The organism is Enterobacter hormaechei ATCC 49162, from assembly GCF_001875655.1.
GTDB classification, from domain to species: domain Bacteria; phylum Pseudomonadota; class Gammaproteobacteria; order Enterobacterales; family Enterobacteriaceae; genus Enterobacter; species Enterobacter hormaechei.
Genome location: NZ_MKEQ01000002.1, coordinates 341240 through 358035 on the forward strand (window position 1 = coordinate 341240; position 16796 = coordinate 358035).

The 16796-nt window shown below is 55.4% G+C and carries 18 protein-coding genes; 5 read left to right on the forward strand and 13 right to left on the reverse strand.

The annotated features are described in order from the left end of the window. Positions 1-167 precede the first annotated feature (167 nt). Both BH712_RS20730 and BH712_RS20735 read left to right on the forward strand, forming a co-directional pair. Complete coding sequence (locus tag BH712_RS20730) at positions 168-1499, forward strand: SLC5/6 family protein (protein WP_006812080.1); 1332 nt, start codon at positions 168-170, stop codon at positions 1497-1499. A 20-nt stretch (positions 1500-1519) separates the two neighbouring features. Next, positions 1520-2821, forward strand: coding sequence for an L-cysteine desulfidase family protein (locus BH712_RS20735; RefSeq protein WP_032674066.1), 1302 nt, complete (start codon positions 1520-1522; stop codon positions 2819-2821). A 108-nt stretch (positions 2822-2929) separates the two neighbouring features. Here the strand turns inward: BH712_RS20735 and BH712_RS20740 are convergent, their stop codons facing one another. Continuing rightward, on the reverse strand, positions 2930-3631 hold the full coding sequence (locus BH712_RS20740; RefSeq protein WP_006812078.1) for a pirin family protein: 702 nt from the start codon (positions 3629-3631) through the stop codon (positions 2930-2932). Between the two features lie 104 nt (positions 3632-3735). Between BH712_RS20740 and yhaJ the strand changes: the two genes are divergently transcribed. Then, positions 3736-4638 carry a DNA-binding transcriptional regulator YhaJ gene (yhaJ, locus tag BH712_RS20745; RefSeq protein ID WP_006812077.1) on the forward strand — a complete coding sequence of 301 codons (903 nt, stop codon included), beginning with the start codon at positions 3736-3738 and terminating at the stop codon, positions 4636-4638. 38 nt (positions 4639-4676) lie between these two features. Here yhaJ and BH712_RS20750 read toward each other — a convergent pair whose 3' ends face one another. The 11 genes from BH712_RS20750 to BH712_RS20800 all read right to left on the reverse strand — a co-directional run bounded on the left by BH712_RS20750 (position 4677) and on the right by BH712_RS20800 (position 12008). Next, positions 4677-5042 carry a DUF805 domain-containing protein gene (locus BH712_RS20750; protein ID WP_000384149.1) on the reverse strand — a complete coding sequence of 122 codons (366 nt, stop codon included), beginning with the start codon at positions 5040-5042 and terminating at the stop codon, positions 4677-4679. A gap of 106 nt (positions 5043-5148) precedes the next feature. Continuing rightward, positions 5149-6135, reverse strand: a complete 987-nt coding sequence (locus BH712_RS20755) for a glutathione S-transferase family protein (protein WP_006812076.1) — start codon at positions 6133-6135, stop codon at positions 5149-5151. A gap of 72 nt (positions 6136-6207) precedes the next feature. After that, positions 6208-6600, reverse strand: a complete 393-nt coding sequence (locus BH712_RS20760) for a DoxX family protein (protein ID WP_006812075.1) — start codon at positions 6598-6600, stop codon at positions 6208-6210. 203 nt (positions 6601-6803) lie between these two features. Next, the gene (locus BH712_RS20765) at positions 6804-7100 is read right to left on the reverse strand and encodes a YqjK-like family protein (protein WP_006812074.1); all 297 of its coding nucleotides are present in this window, start codon (positions 7098-7100) and stop codon (positions 6804-6806) included. Continuing rightward, positions 7097-7495 (reverse strand): phage holin family protein, encoded by a 399-nt coding sequence (locus BH712_RS20770; protein ID WP_003862647.1) that lies wholly within the window; start codon positions 7493-7495, stop codon positions 7097-7099. The genes BH712_RS20765 and BH712_RS20770 overlap by 4 nt, the downstream gene beginning before the upstream one ends. A 2-nt stretch (positions 7496-7497) precedes the next feature. Continuing rightward, positions 7498-7803, reverse strand: coding sequence for an ElaB/YgaM/YqjD family protein (locus BH712_RS20775; protein ID WP_003862645.1), 306 nt, complete (start codon positions 7801-7803; stop codon positions 7498-7500). Positions 7804-7832: 29 nt separating this feature from the next. Continuing rightward, positions 7833-8201, reverse strand: a complete 369-nt coding sequence (locus BH712_RS20780) for a DUF1090 domain-containing protein (protein ID WP_006812073.1) — start codon at positions 8199-8201, stop codon at positions 7833-7835. A 143-nt stretch (positions 8202-8344) separates the two neighbouring features. After that, positions 8345-8728 carry an EnvZ/OmpR regulon moderator MzrA gene (gene mzrA / locus BH712_RS20785; protein WP_006812072.1) on the reverse strand — a complete coding sequence of 128 codons (384 nt, stop codon included), beginning with the start codon at positions 8726-8728 and terminating at the stop codon, positions 8345-8347. Between the two features lie 2 nt (positions 8729-8730). After that, entirely contained in the window at positions 8731-9393 is a 663-nt protein-coding gene (yqjA, locus tag BH712_RS20790) for a DedA family general envelope maintenance protein YqjA (protein WP_003862638.1), read from the reverse strand. Between the two features lie 342 nt (positions 9394-9735). Next, positions 9736-10512 carry a transcriptional regulator ExuR gene (exuR, locus tag BH712_RS20795; RefSeq protein ID WP_006812071.1) on the reverse strand — a complete coding sequence of 259 codons (777 nt, stop codon included), beginning with the start codon at positions 10510-10512 and terminating at the stop codon, positions 9736-9738. Between the two features lie 197 nt (positions 10513-10709). Beyond that, complete coding sequence (locus BH712_RS20800; protein WP_032674065.1) at positions 10710-12008, reverse strand: MFS transporter; 1299 nt, start codon at positions 12006-12008, stop codon at positions 10710-10712. 475 nt (positions 12009-12483) lie between these two features. Here BH712_RS20800 and uxaC point away from each other — a divergent pair, with 475 nt between their 5' ends. Together uxaC and BH712_RS20810 are read left to right on the forward strand one after the other, a co-directional pair. Then, positions 12484-13896, forward strand: a complete 1413-nt coding sequence (gene uxaC / locus BH712_RS20805) for a glucuronate isomerase (RefSeq protein WP_032674064.1) — start codon at positions 12484-12486, stop codon at positions 13894-13896. A 17-nt stretch (positions 13897-13913) separates the two neighbouring features. After that, entirely contained in the window at positions 13914-15401 is a 1488-nt protein-coding gene (locus BH712_RS20810) for a UxaA family hydrolase (protein WP_006812068.1), read from the forward strand. A gap of 85 nt (positions 15402-15486) precedes the next feature. Here the strand turns inward: BH712_RS20810 and sstT are convergent, their stop codons facing one another. Further along, a complete protein-coding gene (gene sstT / locus BH712_RS20815) occupies positions 15487-16728 on the reverse strand; it encodes a serine/threonine transporter SstT (RefSeq protein WP_006812067.1) in 1242 nt (413 codons plus the stop codon). Between the last annotated feature and the right edge of the window lie 68 nt (positions 16729-16796).

Sequence of the window (16796 nt, forward strand, 5' to 3'; positions counted from 1 at the left end):
CCTCCAAACGAAGAAAACCCTTATTAAAGTTGTGACTTTTTTCTCCCGCGCTCCGGATATGATCTCCCCATACCAATAACACACACCTGCACTCTCTGACTCGCCATCGCTGGCGGTCGGAACCTTATAAAAACAACTAGTTACCCTACAAAATAAGCGAGTGCCCAATGAATATGGCAACAAACAGCAATGTGATTGTGAGTGATTCCCCTGCGGCAAGGCGGGCGGGAATGAGCGAAAGCGAATGGCGAGAGGCGATCAAATTCGACAGTACCGATACGGGCTGGGTCATCATGAGTATTGGGATGGCTATCGGCGCGGGGATTGTTTTTCTCCCGGTGCAGGTCGGATTAATGGGGCTGTGGGTCTTTTTGCTCTCGTCGATTATTGGCTATCCGGCCATGTACCTGTTCCAGCGCCTGTTTATTAATACGCTGGCGGAATCCCCGGAATGTAAAGACTACCCGAGCGTCATTAGCGGTTATTTAGGTAAAAACTGGGGCATCTTGTTGGGTGCGCTTTATTTCGTGATGCTGGTGATCTGGATGTTTGTCTATTCTACGGCTATCACCAACGACAGCGCATCTTATTTGCACACCTTCGGCGTGACCGACGGTTTGTTATCTGAAAATCCGTTCTACGGTTTATTCCTGATCTGCATTCTGGTCGCCATTTCGTCGCGCGGTGAAAAGCTGCTGTTTAAAGTCTCCAGCCTGATGGTGCTGACCAAATTATTTGTGGTGGCGGCGCTGGGTCTTTCGATGATTGGACTCTGGCATTTAGCCAACGTCGGCATGCTGCCACCGATGGGGCTGCTGATTAAAAATGCCATTATTACGCTGCCCTTTACCTTAACCTCCATTCTGTTTATTCAGACCTTAAGCCCGATGGTAATTTCCTATCGGTCGCGGGAAAAATCCGTTGAGGTGGCGCGTCATAAAGCGCTGCGGGCGATGAATATTGCTTTCGGCGTGCTGTTTGTCACGGTCTTTTTCTACGCGGTCTCCTTCACACTGGCGATGGGGCACGACGAGGCGGTGAAAGCCTACGAGCAGAACATTTCTGCCCTGGCAATCGCGGCACAGTTTATCAGCGGCGACGGCGCGGGCTGGGTCAAAATCGTCAGCGTGATCCTCAATATCTTCGCTGTGATGACCGCCTTCTTCGGCGTCTATCTCGGCTTTCGCGAGGCGACGCAGGGCATCGTAATGAATATCCTGCGCCGCAAAATGCCGGTGAAGAAAATCAATGAAAACACCGTCCAGCGCGGGATTATGCTCTTCGCGATCCTGCTGGCCTGGAGCGCGATTGTATTAAACGCGCCGGTGCTGAGCTTCACCTCCATCTGTAGCCCTATTTTCGGGATGGTGGGCTGCTTAATTCCGGCGTGGCTGGTCTACAAAGTGCCCGCACTTCATAAATATAAAGGCGTATCGCTGGTGATTATTGTGATTACCGGGCTGCTGCTTTGTGTTTCTCCTTTCCTCGCCTTCTCATGAGGTTAAATAAGGTCGTAACGATGTCTGAGCAAATTAATCCTTTATGGAACCATTTTATTCGCGCCGTGCAGGAAGAGGTAAAGCCTGCGCTGGGGTGTACCGAACCCGTCTCGCTGGCGCTGGCCTGCGCCATGGCTGCCGGACAGCTTTCCGGCGACGTAACGCGTATCGAGGCGTGGGTATCGCCGAACCTGATGAAAAACGGGCTTGGCGTAACGGTACCCGGCACCGGTATGGTTGGTTTGCCAATAGCGGCCGCGCTGGGGGCCATCGGTGGCAATGCGCAGGCGGGGCTGGAGGTGCTGAAAGATGTCACCGCCGATGCGCTGGCGCGGGCCAAAGCAATGCTGAAAGCGGGCCTGGTGCAGGTGAAATTGCAGGAGCCGTGCGATGAGATCCTCTATTCGCGTGCCTGCGTTTACGCCGGTGAGTCCTCGGCGATGGTGACTATTGCGGGCGGGCATACCCGGGTGGTGGAGGTGGTTTGTCAGGGCGAAACGCGCTTCAGGCTTGACGAGCAACAGCGCCAGACGAACTATGATCCGCTTGCGGTGCTCTCGACCACCACGCTCTCGCAGATCCTTGAGTTTGTGGAGCAGGTGCCGTTCGACGCGATCCGCTTTATCCTCGATGCAGGGCGACTGAACGATGCGCTCTCCCGGGAAGGTTTACTTGGTAACTGGGGGTTGCACATTGGCGCGACGCTCAATAAGCAGCGCGCACGTGGATGGATGGCCCAGGATCTGGGTTCAGACATTGTGATCCGCACCAGTGCGGCCTCGGATGCCCGCATGGGGGGCGCGACGCTTCCGGCGATGAGCAACTCGGGGTCCGGGAATCAGGGCATCACCGCCACCATGCCGGTGGTCGTGGTGGCTGAACATGTTCAGGCTGATGACGAACGCCTGGCGCGGGCGCTGATGCTCTCGCATCTGTCGGCTATCTATATCCATTACCAGCTTCCGCGCTTGTCCGCGTTGTGCGCGGCGACAACGGCGGCAATGGGGGCTGCGGCGGGGATGGCGTGGCTGATGGGCGGTTCTTACCAGACCATTTCCATGGCGATCGGCAGTATGATCGGCGACGTGAGCGGGATGATCTGCGATGGGGCGTCTAACAGCTGCGCAATGAAGGTCTCGACCAGCGTCACCAGTGCCTGGAAAGCCGTGATGATGGCGCTGGATGATACTGCCGTGACGGGTAACGAGGGGATTGTGGCGCACGATGTGGAACAGTCTATTTCTAACCTGTGCGCCCTGGCGTGCCGCTCAATGCAGGCGACGGATCGGCAGATCATAGAGATTATGGCGAGTAAGGTGTAAAAATTTCCCCTCACCCCAACCCCTCTCCCCAGAGGGGCGAGGGGCTTGATCGTTCCCTCTCCCCTTTGGGGAGAGGGCCAGGGTGAGGGGTAAGGGCGAGTGTGTTCTTTACACCGGCAAATCAATCAGCAGCGCGCGCAGCGGCGTGTCCGCCACCAGGGTGATATTCGCTTCATCACGAATAAACGCCCCGTCACCGCAGGTGAGCGCTTCTTTCTCTTCCGTATGCGTTACCGCATGCACCGTTCCGTGAATGGACTGCAAATAGGCGCGCGGGCCATGAAGCTGGAAGCTCGCCTGTTCACCTTTTTTCAGTTCGATATGGTGCAGCCACACCTGCTGGCGTAACTGCAAACTGCCTTTGCTGCCGTCTGGTGAGGCAATCAGCTGCTGTTTATCGCCCTTCAGATCGATCTTTTGTACCAGCGGATTTTCCCGCTCCGGACAGGCATCAAGCCACAGCTGCATGCGGGTCAGCGTTTTATCTTTGCTGAGGTTATGCTCGCTATAGCTAATGCCTGGCTGCGTGGAAATTAGCAGCGCCTCGCCAGCCTTCGCCTGGACATGATTGCCCTCGCTATCGCGGTATTCTGCCTCGCCTTCCAGGATCAGGTTCAGGATATCGACTTTAGGGTACGTGCGCGGCTGGAAGGACGCGCCCGGGGCGAGCACTTCCTGATTCAATACGCGCAGTGAAGCGTAACCGAGAAGTTTAGGGTCAAAGTAGTGTCCAAAGGAAAAGGTGTAGCGGGCCTGCAACCAACCGAAATCGGCTTGTCCGCACTGTTTCGCTGTTCTTGTCGTAATCATAAACTTGACCTCTCTTTACACTAAATCAATGGTAAAGGTATGGACGCTGCATTGTTAGCCAGATATTCTGCCCGGTATGTTCAAATTTCCTGAATGAGAACGAGATGGCTAAAGAGAGAGCATTGACGCTTGAGGCGCTACGCGTCATGGACGCGATTGACAGGCGCGGCAGTTTTGCCGCGGCGGCAGATGAACTGGGGCGCGTTCCGTCTGCGCTGAGCTACACCATGCAAAAGCTGGAAGAGGAGCTGGATGTCGTGCTCTTCGATCGCTCCGGTCATCGAACAAAATTCACCAACGTTGGGCGAATGCTGCTGGAGCGTGGACGCGTATTGCTGGAAGCGGCGGATAAGCTGACAACGGATGCCGAAGCGCTGGCCCGCGGCTGGGAAACCCACCTGACGTTAGTCACCGAAGCGCTGGTGCCCACCGAGGCGCTGTTCCCGCTGGTGGACAGACTGGCCGCGAAAGCCAATACCCAGCTGTCGATCATCACCGAGGTGCTGGCCGGGGCGTGGGAGCGTCTTGAGACGGGCAGGGCGGATATCGTCATTGCGCCGGACATGCATTTCCGCTCATCGTCAGAGATCAACTCACGCAAACTGTACAGCGTGATGAACGTTTACGTCGCCGCCCCGGATCACCCTATCCATCAGGAGCCGGAGCCGCTTTCTGAGGTCACGCGCGTAAAATACCGCGGCGTGGCGGTCGCGGATACTGCCCGTGAACGACCGGTGCTGACGGTACAGTTGATGGATAAACAGCCGCGTCTGACGGTAACGTCGCTGGAAGATAAGCGTCAGGCGCTCCTGGCGGGGCTGGGCGTGGCGACCATGCCGTATCCGTTTGTCGAAAAGGACATTGCAGAAGGGCGGCTGCGCGTCGTCAGCCCGGAATACACCAGCGAAGTGGATATCATTATGGCGTGGCGTCGTGACAGCATGGGCGAAGCCAAATCGTGGTGTTTGCGTGAAATTCCAAAGCTCTTTGCCCACCACAACAAATAAGCGTAGGCCCGGTAAGCGTAAGCGCCACCGGGCAGAATTTACGCGCTTGCCTTAGGATCCGGACCAAAGCGGTTTTCGCCAGGCGTTCCGCTCTGACAGTTGAAAATCAAAATCACGATCCAGCCGATAAGCGGGATCAGCAGCAACAGCAGCCACCACGCCGAACGATCGGTGTCGTGGAGACGACGAAACAGTACGGCCCATGAAGGCAGCAGAACTAACACACCATAAATGGTGGTGAGAATGCCTTCACCCCCCTCGCGTTCCCAGCCGAGGATCTTGTCCACAATGCCCAGCACCATAATCAGGACGAAGTTCACCAGAACGAACATCCAGTACTCTTTGCGGCGGGCGCGGCCACCAAAACCAAAATAGTTGCGCAGTACCTTTAAATACCAGTCCATTTTTCCTTGCCTCTTAATCAGTCAATCACTTGTTTTCTAAGCGATCGAGGTAAGGATAGATGCATGCCGTAAATTAAAAAAGGGAATCAATTGATTCCCTAAATAATTATCCGAAACGCACGTCGCGCCCGTGTGGTTCATCCAGATCCTGCCAAGGGCCAATGGAGATAATGCCCGTTGGGTTGATGGTCTTATGGCTGCGGAAATAGTGGGTGCGAATATGGTCAAAATTGACCGTCTCCGCAATCCCCGGCATCTGGTAGATGTCGCGCAGGAAACCGTGCAGGTTCAGGTAGTCGCTGATGCGATGTTTGTCGCACTTGAAGTGGGTGACATACACCGGATCAAAGCGGATCAGCGTGGTCCACAGGCGGATGTCCGCCTCCGTCAGGCGGTCGCCCGTCAGATAGCGATGCTGGCCGAGGATCTGCTCCAGTCGTTCCAGGGATTCAAAGACTTTTCCGACCGCTTCGTCGTACGCTTCCTGGCTGGTGGCAAATCCTGCTTTATAGACGCCGTTGTTAACGTTGTCGTAGATCCAGCCGTTCAGTTCGTCAATTTTATCGCGCAGCTCAACCGGGTAGTAATCCCCGGCACGGGCGCCGTGCGCGTCAAACGCGGTATTGAACATGCGAATGATTTCAGCGGATTCATTGCTGACGATCGTCTGGTTTTTTTTGTCCCACAGCACCGGCACCGTTACGCGTCCGGTGTAGTGCGGATCGGCGCGCAGATAGAGCTGATACAGGAAATCGTGATGATAAAGCTCATCACCGGTCGCGGCAGGGAAGTCACTGTCGAACGTCCAGCCGTTTTCCAGCATCAGCGGGTTGACCACCGAAACCGGAATCAACGATTCGAGACCTTTAAGTTTGCGCACAATCAGCGTGCGGTGTGCCCACGGGCAGGCGAGAGAAACGTACAGATGATAACGATCTTTTTCCGCCGCAAAACCCCCTTCGCCACTCGGGCCGGGTGCGCCGTCGGCGGTCAGCCAGTTACGGAAGGCCGAAACAGAGCGCTTAAAGCGTCCACCGGTGGATTTGGTGTCATACCAGACATCCTGCCAGACGCCGTCTACGAGTTGTCCCATTTTTTACTCCTCCGTCAGATAGCAAAAGCGAGGAGATGTCTCCTCGCTTTGAATGTAATCAGTATAGCCTGCTTACCACTTCTTATTCAGAAGACGGTCGATGCTGTAGGCGCCTGGACCAGTGATGGCCAGCAGCAGGAAGCCACCCGCGATGGTCAGGTTTTTCATGAACATCAGGGAGTTCACGCCTTCCGCAAAGTTGCTGTGGAAGATGAACGCGGTCAGCAGGGTAAAGCCTGCGGTGAACAGCGCCGTGGTGCGGGTCAGGAAACCGAACAACACTGCCAGGCCGCCGCCGAACTCAAGCAGGATGGTCAGCGGCAGCAGGAACCCTGGCACGCCCATCGCTTCCATATATTGCTGAGTGCCCGCATAGCCGGTGATTTTGCCCCAGCCTGCGGTAATGAACAGAACAGGCATCAGAATTCGCGCTACCAGTACACCAACATCTTCTAATTTTTTCATTTTACTCTCCAGGAAACCACATCAGCGGCTAAACGTTATTTGCTTGCAAATTCGGGTAGATACCGCGTCTTTGCTGTCGATGGAGAGGAGTGTAAACGGGGCGGATGGCAATTGTTAGCAAGGAAAACTGTTAATCTTTTTCAAAGATATTGAGTAAGGGAGGAAGTTTTGCCGGGTAAGCGCAGCGTCACCCGGCAAGAAGGCTAGCGCAACTGCTGCTGTCGCAGCGTGGTTTTCACCAGACGCCATGCGCTCCAGACACCAAAGCCACGGCGTGCCCAGCGAATCAGCATGTTTGGATGACGAATCGTCCAGATAGCCATCACGCTGCTACCCACCAGCGCCCACGACCGCAGGCTCAGGAGAGTATTCCAGCCGCGATCGTAACGCTGCGTCAGCTCCAGCCAGTCGCGACGGCTGGCGGACAGATCCAGCCGCTGCTGCTGGATTTGGCTCAGCAGATACGCTTTTCGCTTCTGACGTTCGGCTTTGTCGCTCACGACTTATCATCCTCCAGCAGGGCGCGGTCGTTGGCCAGCTCCTGACGCGTGTGGCGCAGGAAGGTCGACGTACGCGCTTTATGCAGGGTCCAGATACCGCCTATCAGCGCCGCCACCAGCAGAACCACGGTAGTCGCAATCATCGCGTTCAGACGATACTGTGGATCGATTGCCCAGATGATTAACACCATCAGGCTCATCAGACCAAACGCGGCAAAGAGCATCGTAAGGCCAAGCATGAGCAGCATCTGGAAGAGATTGGCTTTCTCTTCTTCCAGTTCCACTACCGCAAGCCGGACGCGCGTTTCGGCAATCCCGACCAGCGTGGTAAGAATACGCTGGCCGATGCCGAGGACGTTTTTAGCAGGCCCTTGTGCGTGACGTGGATCTTCCATAATCAACGACGCGTCAGCAGGACACCCAGCACCACACCCACTGCGGCACCAATACCTACACCCGTCCATGGATTATCACGTACATATTCGTCTGCGCGCGCTGCCGCTTCGCGGGTCTGTTTCGCCAGTGCATCACCGGTTTCACCCAGACGGTAACGGCTCTCTTTCAGCGCCTGCTCCGCTTTGCTGCGCAGTTTGCTCACTTCTTCTTTCGATTTATCGGCAGAAGAGTTCAGCACCTCTTCCAGGGTATCCGCCAGGGATTTCAGTTCAGCGCGCAGATTTTCTGAAGTTGTATCTTTTGACATGATTTTCTCCTGTTGAGATTTCCGTTAACTCAATAATCGCGAGCTTCCAGCGCTTTCAGTTCGTCCTGCGCCTCTTGCAACTTCCTCTCGCGCTTGGCAATTTTTTCCGCATCACCTTTCTCTTTCGCTTCTTGCAGGTCTTGACGGCGCTCGGCTATCTCCTCCTTCTGTTCAGCGATTTTTTCCTGATGATCGGCACGCAGCTTGCTGTCCGTACAATTGTCTTTCACTTCGCTCAACGCTTTTTTCAGTCCGTCGATCCGGTGCTGATTGTTATGCTTTTCGGCATAACTGATTTCGCGTTGGATATCCTGTTCTTTCTCCTGACAAAGAGACATAGCGAAGGAAGCTGTGCTTAAAGAAAAAAGGGCCAAAGCCAGAGTGATGCGGTATTTCATTATAGAAACCTTCCATTGTGTAACGGCGTAAGCCGTGTTCCAGAACTATGCGGAGAACATCTGAGGGGTGCTCCGCGTACTTAAGCATAGTAAGTAAACGGGAGTTTCACCAAAGTCGGTGAAAATATTCGGAATCTTAGTCGTTAACCAAATCGATGCGAGGTGTCGCGTAACCGTGACATCCAGGAGGCAACGTGGCTGTCATCATCCTGTTGCGCGATGATGTAACCCTGCGGCAGCGTGCGGTCCAGCACGGCTTTCGCCGCGGCGCTTTGCGCACTGGAGTCAAATTTTATCAGCAGCACATCGTCTTGCGGCGTGATGCTCTTAAAGCGGATCCCGTTAGCGTCCAGATGATGCCAGATGGAAAAACCATCCGGCACGCTGGCTCCCTGGCTCACAGGACGGATAGCCAGCGTAGACTCCTCATGCTGTAGCGCCGACCACAGCAGAATGAGGGCGCTGAACATCATCAGCGCGACGATGGCGTAAGAGAAGCGGCGCAGCGCGAGCGGGGAGATAACCATCGTTAACCCCTGGCTCCGTATTTCTTCTTCCACAGCACAACCAGTGAACCGACCAGGCCAAACACCAGCAGGACGACGGGCAGCAGCATCAGGCAAGACATCAGCTGGTCTTCATATTTCATAAAGACCGGCGTTTTACCGAGCGCGTAGCCGAGCGTGGTCAGGATCAGCACCCACAGCAAGCCACTCATCCAGTTAAAGAACTGGAAGCGCGTACTGCTCAGGCCGGACAGACCCGCGATGGTGGGCAGCAGGGTGCGTACAAAGGCGATAAAACGGCCAATCAGCAAGGCGGAAAGCCCATGCTTATGGAAAAGGTGGTGCGCTCGCTGGTGGTAATGTGCCGGGAGATGCGAAAGCCAGTTCTGAACGATTCGCGTGTTGCCCAGCCATCGCCCCTGAATATAACTCACCCAGCAACCCAGGCTGGCGGCAATGGTCAAAAGCAGGACCGTTTGCGGGAAAGCCATTGCCCCTTTCGCACAGAGCACGCCGACCAGCACCAGCAGACTGTCGCCCGGTAAAAAGGCAGCAGGCAACAGACCGTTCTCAAGGAACAGGATCATAAATAACACAAAGTAGAGCATGCCAATCATGGACGGGTTGGCCAGCGTTTCGAAATCCTGAGCCCAGAGGGCGTTCAGTAGTTGGGTCAAAAGTTCCATTCAGTGTTCCTGGAAATCGGTTAACGTCACGCCTGTCATTCGGGAAAAACAGCACGGCGACATTGTCGTGATTTCATTATGGTCGCTCGCGGACACATTGATGTGTGGCCAACACTGTTCCCTGTTAATTGGCTGGTTAGCAAGCACTAACTTACAAAATAACGAAGTGAATCCAATTGTAACAAAGCCCGACGTTCTGCGTCACAGAATTTGAGGGGAAACACGATTTTGGCGTAAGCCACGGAGGGGAGCGAGAAATTTTACAAAGGCTGACACTATAGAGGTTTTCTTACCCTGTCTGGCCGGAAGGCGCAGCGGTGCGCCTGCCAGCAGTTCGGGAGCTTATTTTGCGAGATTGGTCGCCGTATCGAGGTGAACCACCGGATTATCGGCAAAAAGATAGCGGTCAGCGTTAAATTCAAAGTCATCACTTGTTTCATTAAACAGCATCTGCTTAGTGTTCTCGAGATGCTGCCACATCGCCAGTTTCGCCGCATGCGGATCTTTACGAATCAGGGCTTTAAGAATTTGGTCATGGTCGTCACACCAGTTATCAACCGTGCGGGAATCAATGTGATCGTGCAATTTTTTCCAGTACGGGTTGTGAACGCGCTGAGTCCACATTTTTTCAACGATTGCCGCCAGCGCCGTATTCTGAGTCGCAAGGGCAACCTGGACGTGGAATTGCAGGTCCCATTCTGAATCGCGGAAACATTTTTCTTTACGCGCGTGATCCTGGATTTCCATCAGCTTCATGATGTCCTGCTTGGTCACCTGCGTCGCCGCAAATTCCGCGATGTTGCTTTCAATCAGCTGGCGAGCCTGGAGAAGCTCAAACGGACCGTAGCTGGCAAACTCCAGACTTTCGTCCGGGGCGGGGGAGTGTTTCGCCTGGCTGGAAATCACATGAATGCCGGAACCTTTGCGTACCTCAACATACCCTTCCACTTCCAGCATGATGATGGCTTCGCGGACCACCGTACGGCTGACGCTTTTTTCATCCGCAATGAAGCGCTCAGCGGGAAGTTTATCACCGACAAGATAGACCCCTTGCTCGATGCGATCTTTCAGCTCGGCGGCAAGTTGTTGATATAAACGACGTGATTCGGTGATTTCCATATGCGCTCCAGGCAGGGTACGGCGAATGATTTGTTATACCACTTTTGCGTGCCAGTCTCCAGATTTCGCCATGAAAAAAGCCGCCCGGAGGCGGCTTTTGAGTAGATTTTGCCGGGTGGCGCTGCGCTTACCCGGCCTACGATTTTATTGGGTTTTGTAGGCCGGGTAAGGCGGAGCCGCTACCCGGCACAACAACGCTAACTCTGCGTCGCCGGTCCCCCGAGGGACTCTTTCGCCAGTTCGTCGGCGGATTTACTTTTCAGCACCGTCCAGATAACCACCGCACCCAGCAGGTCGAAGATAGCCAGTACCGCGAACAGCGGGCTGAAGCCGATGGTATCCGCCAGCGCGCCGACCACCAGCGCAAACATCGTACTCGCGGTCCATGCCGCCATACCGGTCAGGCCGTTGGCGGTAGCCACTTCGTTACGACCAAACACGTCGGAAGAGAGCGTAATCAGCGCACCGGACAGAGACTGGTGAGCGAAGCCCCCGATACACAGCAGGGCGATAGCCACGTAAGGGCTGGTGAACAGGCCGATCATGCCCGGACCAATCATCAGCAGGGCGCCCATGGTGACCACCATCTTACGGGAAACAATCAGGTTCACACCGAACCAGCGCTGGAACAGCGGTGGCAGGTAGCCGCCGACGATACAGCCCAGGTCAGCAAACAGCATCGGCATCCAGGCGAACATCGCGATCTCTTTCAGGTTAAAGCCATAAACTTTAAACATGAACAGCGGGATCCAGGCGTTGAACGTACCCCATGCCGGTTCTGCCAGGAAGCGTGGCAGGGCGATACCCCAGAACTGGCGTGTGCCCAGGATCTGCCAGACGGACATCTTCTTACCGTTGTCGGTCTGATGCTGAGATTCCTGACCATTGATAATGTAGTCACGTTCTTCGTCAGACAGCTTTTTCTGATCGCGCGGGTGTTTATAGAAGATCAGCCACGCCATGGCCCAGGCAAAGCTCAGCACACCAGAGATGATGAACGCCATCTGCCAGCTGTGCATCACAATCGCCCACACCACCAGCGGTGGCGCAATCATCGCCCCGATGGAGGAGCCGACGTTGAAGTAACCGACAGCGATAGAACGCTCTTTTGCCGGGAACCACTCGGAGCTGGCTTTCAGCCCCGCCGGGATCATCGCCGCTTCTGCCGCACCAACTGCACCACGCGCCAGCGCCAGTCCACCCCAGCTGCCAGCCAGCGCGGTTGCCCCACAGAAGACGGCCCAGGCTACTGCGAAGAAGGCATAACCAATTTTTGTACCCAGAATATCAAGAACATAACCTGCAACAGGCTGCATTACGGTGTAAGCGGCAGAATAGGCCGCAATGATGTAAGAGTATTGCTGCGTGGAGATATGTAGCTCTTCCATCAACGTTGGCGCCGCTGCTGCCACGGTGTTACGTGTCAGGTAGCCCAGCACGGTGCCGAGCGTCACCAGTGCGATCATGTACCAACGTAACCCTTTAATTTTACGCATGTAAAACCTCATCGTTATGTTATTTCCGTGTCGGGACACGGCAACAACTCAACCGTTGCCGGGAGCTGTTCTGTAACGGGAGGGGCGTAACCGGGAACCTGTCCCGGAACGGCCCGAACCTTGCCATAAGTAATCGTGCTAAGTCGGCTTCCGTACCGTTAAATCCGATGTATCAAACACCGGTAATGCATTCCGTCGGCTTATAGTTTGCGACGGCGAAAAGATAACTTGTCATACAACTTTAAAAGGTGAGTGACATCACAAAAGTGTGAATCTTTGTAGGGACATTATGCGGCGTGCGTAAAGCCAGAACTGGCGCGGCCTGCGAGTAGGTTTACCCCTTTGAGGGTAATTTATTTGTCGACGTTTATTGATCTAACTCACGAAAAAAACGTCGGCCTGTGGAAATTGGTGTGATAACTTTGCAGCATCTGAACATAAGCTTTCTGACGCTCCCGTAATGAGGAAGACGATAATGACGCCGTTTATGACCGAAGATTTTCTGTTAGATACCGAATTTGCTCGCCGCCTGTACCACGACTACGCAAAAGACCAGCCGATTTTCGACTACCACTGCCATTTACCGCCGCAGCAGGTTGCCGAAAATTACCGTTTCAAAAACCTGTATGATATCTGGCTGAAGGGTGACCACTATAAGTGGCGCGCAATGCGCACCAACGGTGTGGCCGAGCGCCTGTGTACCGGCGACGCGACCGATCGCGAGAAGTTTGACGCCTGGGCCGCCACCGTGCCGCACACCATCGGTAACCCGTTATACCACTGGACGCACCTCGAACTGCGTCGTCCGTTTGGTATCACCGGCAAGCTGCTTTCTCCCGCCACGGCGGATGAAATCTGGGATCAGTGCAACGAACTGCTGGCGCAGGATAGCTTCTCGGCGCGCGGCATCATGAAGCAGATGAACGTGAAGATGGTGGGCACCACCGACGATCCGATCGACTCGCTGGAGCACCACGCAGTTGTCGCGAAAGACACCTCTTTTGACATCAAAGTGCTGCCAAGCTGGCGCCCGGATAAAGCCTTCAACATCGAACAGGCCACCTTCAATGACTACATGGCGAAGCTGGCGGAAGTGTCCGATACCGATATCCGTCGTTTCGCCGATCTGCAAACCGCGCTGACCAAACGCCTGGATCACTTTGCGGCGCACGGCTGTAAAGTCTCCGACCACGCGCTGGACGTGGTGCTGTTCGCGGAATCGAACGAAGCCGAACTGGACAGCATTCTGGCGCGTCGTCTCTCTGGCGAACAGCTAAGCGAGCACGAAGTGGCGCAGTTCAAAACCGCGGTGCTGGTGTTTCTCGGTGCGGAATACGCCCGTCGCGGCTGGGTTCAGCAGTATCACATCGGTGCGCTGCGTAATAACAACCAGCGCCAGTTCAAACTGCTGGGCGCGGACGTGGGCTTTGACTCCATCAACGACCGTCCGATGGCGGAAGAGCTGTCAAAACTGCTGAGCAAACAGAACGAGCAAAACCTGCTGCCAAAAACCATCCTTTACTGCCTGAATCCACGCGATAACGAAGTGCTGGGCACCATGATCGGCAACTTCCAGGGCGAAGGGATGCCGGGCAAGATGCAGTTTGGCTCCGGCTGGTGGTTTAACGATCAGAAAGACGGCATGGAGCGTCAGATGACGCAGCTGGCGCAGCTCGGTCTGCTGAGCCGCTTTGTTGGCATGCTGACCGACAGCCGCAGTTTCCTCTCCTATACCCGTCATGAATATTTCCGCCGCATTCTGTGCCAGATGATTGGCCGCTGGGTGCATGCGGGTGAAGCACCAGCGGATCTTCAGCTGCTGGGCGAAATGGTGAAAAACATCTGCTTTAACAATGCGCGTGACTACTTCGCCATTGAACTGAACTAAGGCCGTTTGAGGTTGATATGCAATACATCAAAATCCATTCGCTGGATAACGTTGCCGTCGCGCTGGCCGATTTAGCCGAAGGGACGGAAGTCACCTTCGACAACCAGTCGGTGACGTTACGCCAGGCCATTGGACGTGGACATAAGTTTGCCCTGATCCCCATCGCGAAAGGGGAGAACGTGGTGAAGTACGGTTTGCCCATCGGTCATGCGCTGGCGGATATTGCGCCGGGTGAGTACATTCATTCCCACAATACCCGCACCAATCTCAGCGATCTGGACGAGTACAGCTATCAACCTGACTTCCAGGCAGAAGAAGGACAGGCGGCCGATCGTGAGGTGCAGATCTACCGCCGCGCCAACGGCGAGGTGGGGATCCGCAATGAACTGTGGATCCTCCCGACCGTCGGCTGCGTGAACGGGATCGCGCGTCAAATTCAGACGCGTTTCCTGAAAGAGACCAACGATGCTGAAGGCACCGACGGCGTGCATCTGTTCAGCCACACCTACGGTTGTTCCCAACTGGGCGACGACCACATTAATACCCGCACCATGCTGCAAAACATGGTGCGCCACCCGAATGCGGGGGCGGTGCTGGTGATTGGCCTTGGCTGTGAAAACAATCAGGTCGATGCCTTCCGCGACACGCTGGGCGAATTTGACCCTGAGCGCGTGCACTTTATGGTGTGCCAGCATCAGGACGACGAAGTGGAAGCGGGCATTGAACAGCTGCATCAGCTGTATGAGGTGATGCGTCACGACAAACGCGAGCCGGGCAAGCTGAGCGAATTGAAGTTTGGCCTGGAGTGCGGCGGATCTGACGGGCTTTCCGGCATTACCGCTAACCCGATGCTGGGCCGCTTCTCGGATTACGTGATTGCCAACGGCGGCACCACGGTGCTGACCGAAGTACCGGAGATGTTCGGCGCAGAGCGCATTCTGATGAGCCACTGTCGCGACGAAGAGACGTTTGAGAAGACCGTTACCATGGTCAACGATTTCAAACAGTACTTCATCGCCCACAACCAGCCGATTTATGAGAACCCGTCGCCAGGTAACAAAGCGGGCGGGATCACCACGCTTGAAGAGAAATCACTCGGCTGCACCCAGAAAGCGGGCGCCAGCCAGGTGGTGGACGTGCTGCGCTACGGTGAGCGTCTGAAAACCCACGGTCTGAATCTGCTGAGCGCACCGGGCAACGATGCAGTCGCCACCAGCGCGCTGGCGGGGGCGGGCTGTCACATGGTGCTGTTCAGTACCGGGCGCGGAACGCCGTACGGTGGATTTGTGCCGACGGTGAAAATCGCCACTAACAGCGAACTGGCGGCGAAGAAAAAGCACTGGATCGATTTTGATGCCGGACAGCTGATCCACGGCAAAACGATGCCACAGCTGCTGACGGAGTTTGTGGATACCATTGTGGAATTTGCCAACGGCAGACAGACCTGCAACGAGAAGAACGACTTCCGCGAACTGGCGATCTTTAAAAGTGGTGTGACGCTGTAAGTGTTATGTCGGGTGGCGCTAACGCTTACCCGACCTACGATATTCTGTAGGCCCGGTAAGGCGTAGCCGCCACCGGGCTTTTGTTTTAACTGCGCAGGGCGTTCTTCGCTAACCGCGCGTCTTCCGCCTGACAGGCCGCTGCGGTAAACAGCACGTCGGTAGAGGAGTTCAGCGCGGTTTCGCAGGAATCCTGCAATACGCCGATAATGAAGCCCACGGCCACAACCTGCATGGCAATCTCGTTAGGGATACCGAACATGTTACAGGCCAGCGGGATCAGCAGCAGCGAGCCGCCTGCCACGCCAGAGGCGCCACAGGCACACAGCGATGCGACGATGCTCAGCAGCAGCGCGGTAGGCAGATCAACCGGAACACCCAGCGTATGTACGGCCGCCAGCGTCAGCACGGTGATGGTGATTGCCGCACCCGCCATGTTCACGGTTGCACCCAGTGGAATCGACACCGAATAGGTATCGCGATCCAGGTTCAGCTTCTCCGCCAGCGCCATGTTGACCGGAATGTTTGCCGCAGAGCTGCGGGTGAAGAAGGCGTACACGCCGCTCTCGCGCAGGCAGGTCAGCACCAGCGGGTACGGGTTGCGGCGGATCTGCCAGAACACCAGCAGCGGGTTGATCACCAGCGCCACCAGCAGCATACAGCCGACCAGCACGAACAGCAGCTGCGCATAGCCCCACAGCGCGTCGAAACCGGTGGTGGCCAGCGTCGAAGAGACCAGACCAAAGATCCCGACTGGCGCAAAGCGAATCACCAGCTTCACCATAAAGGTGACGGCGTTCGACATATCGTTCACCAGGTTTTTCGTGGTCTCGTTACCATGGCGCAGCGCGAAGCCCAGACCAATCGCCCAGACCAGAATACCAATGTAGTTCGCGTTCATCAGCGCGGTGACAGGGTTAGAAACCATGCTCATCAGCAGACCGCGAAGCACTTCCACAATCCCGGATGGTGGGGTGATATCACCGGCCGCGCTGGTCAGGTGCAGCGTGGACGGGAACAGGAAGCTGAACACCACAGCCGTTAAGGCAGCAGAGAAAGTTCCCAGAAGATACAGGAACAGAATAGGACGAATGTTGGTTTTTTGTCCGTGCTGGTGGTTGGCAATCGATGCCATCACCAGCATCAGCACCAGTACCGGTGCGACGGCCTTCAGTGCGCCAACGAAAAGGGTACCGAGCAGTCCCGTCGCTTCCGCAGCGGGTTTTGACACCATCGCCAGCAGAATACCCAGTACCAACCCGACCAGAATTTGTTTTACAAGACTGCCCTGCGCCAGGCGCGCGAACAGACCGCGTGATTGTGTGCTCATACGTTATTCCTGAGTGAAATTGCGTTCCATCCTGGATGTGCTCTAAGTCACATTTTTGTCCGGATGTA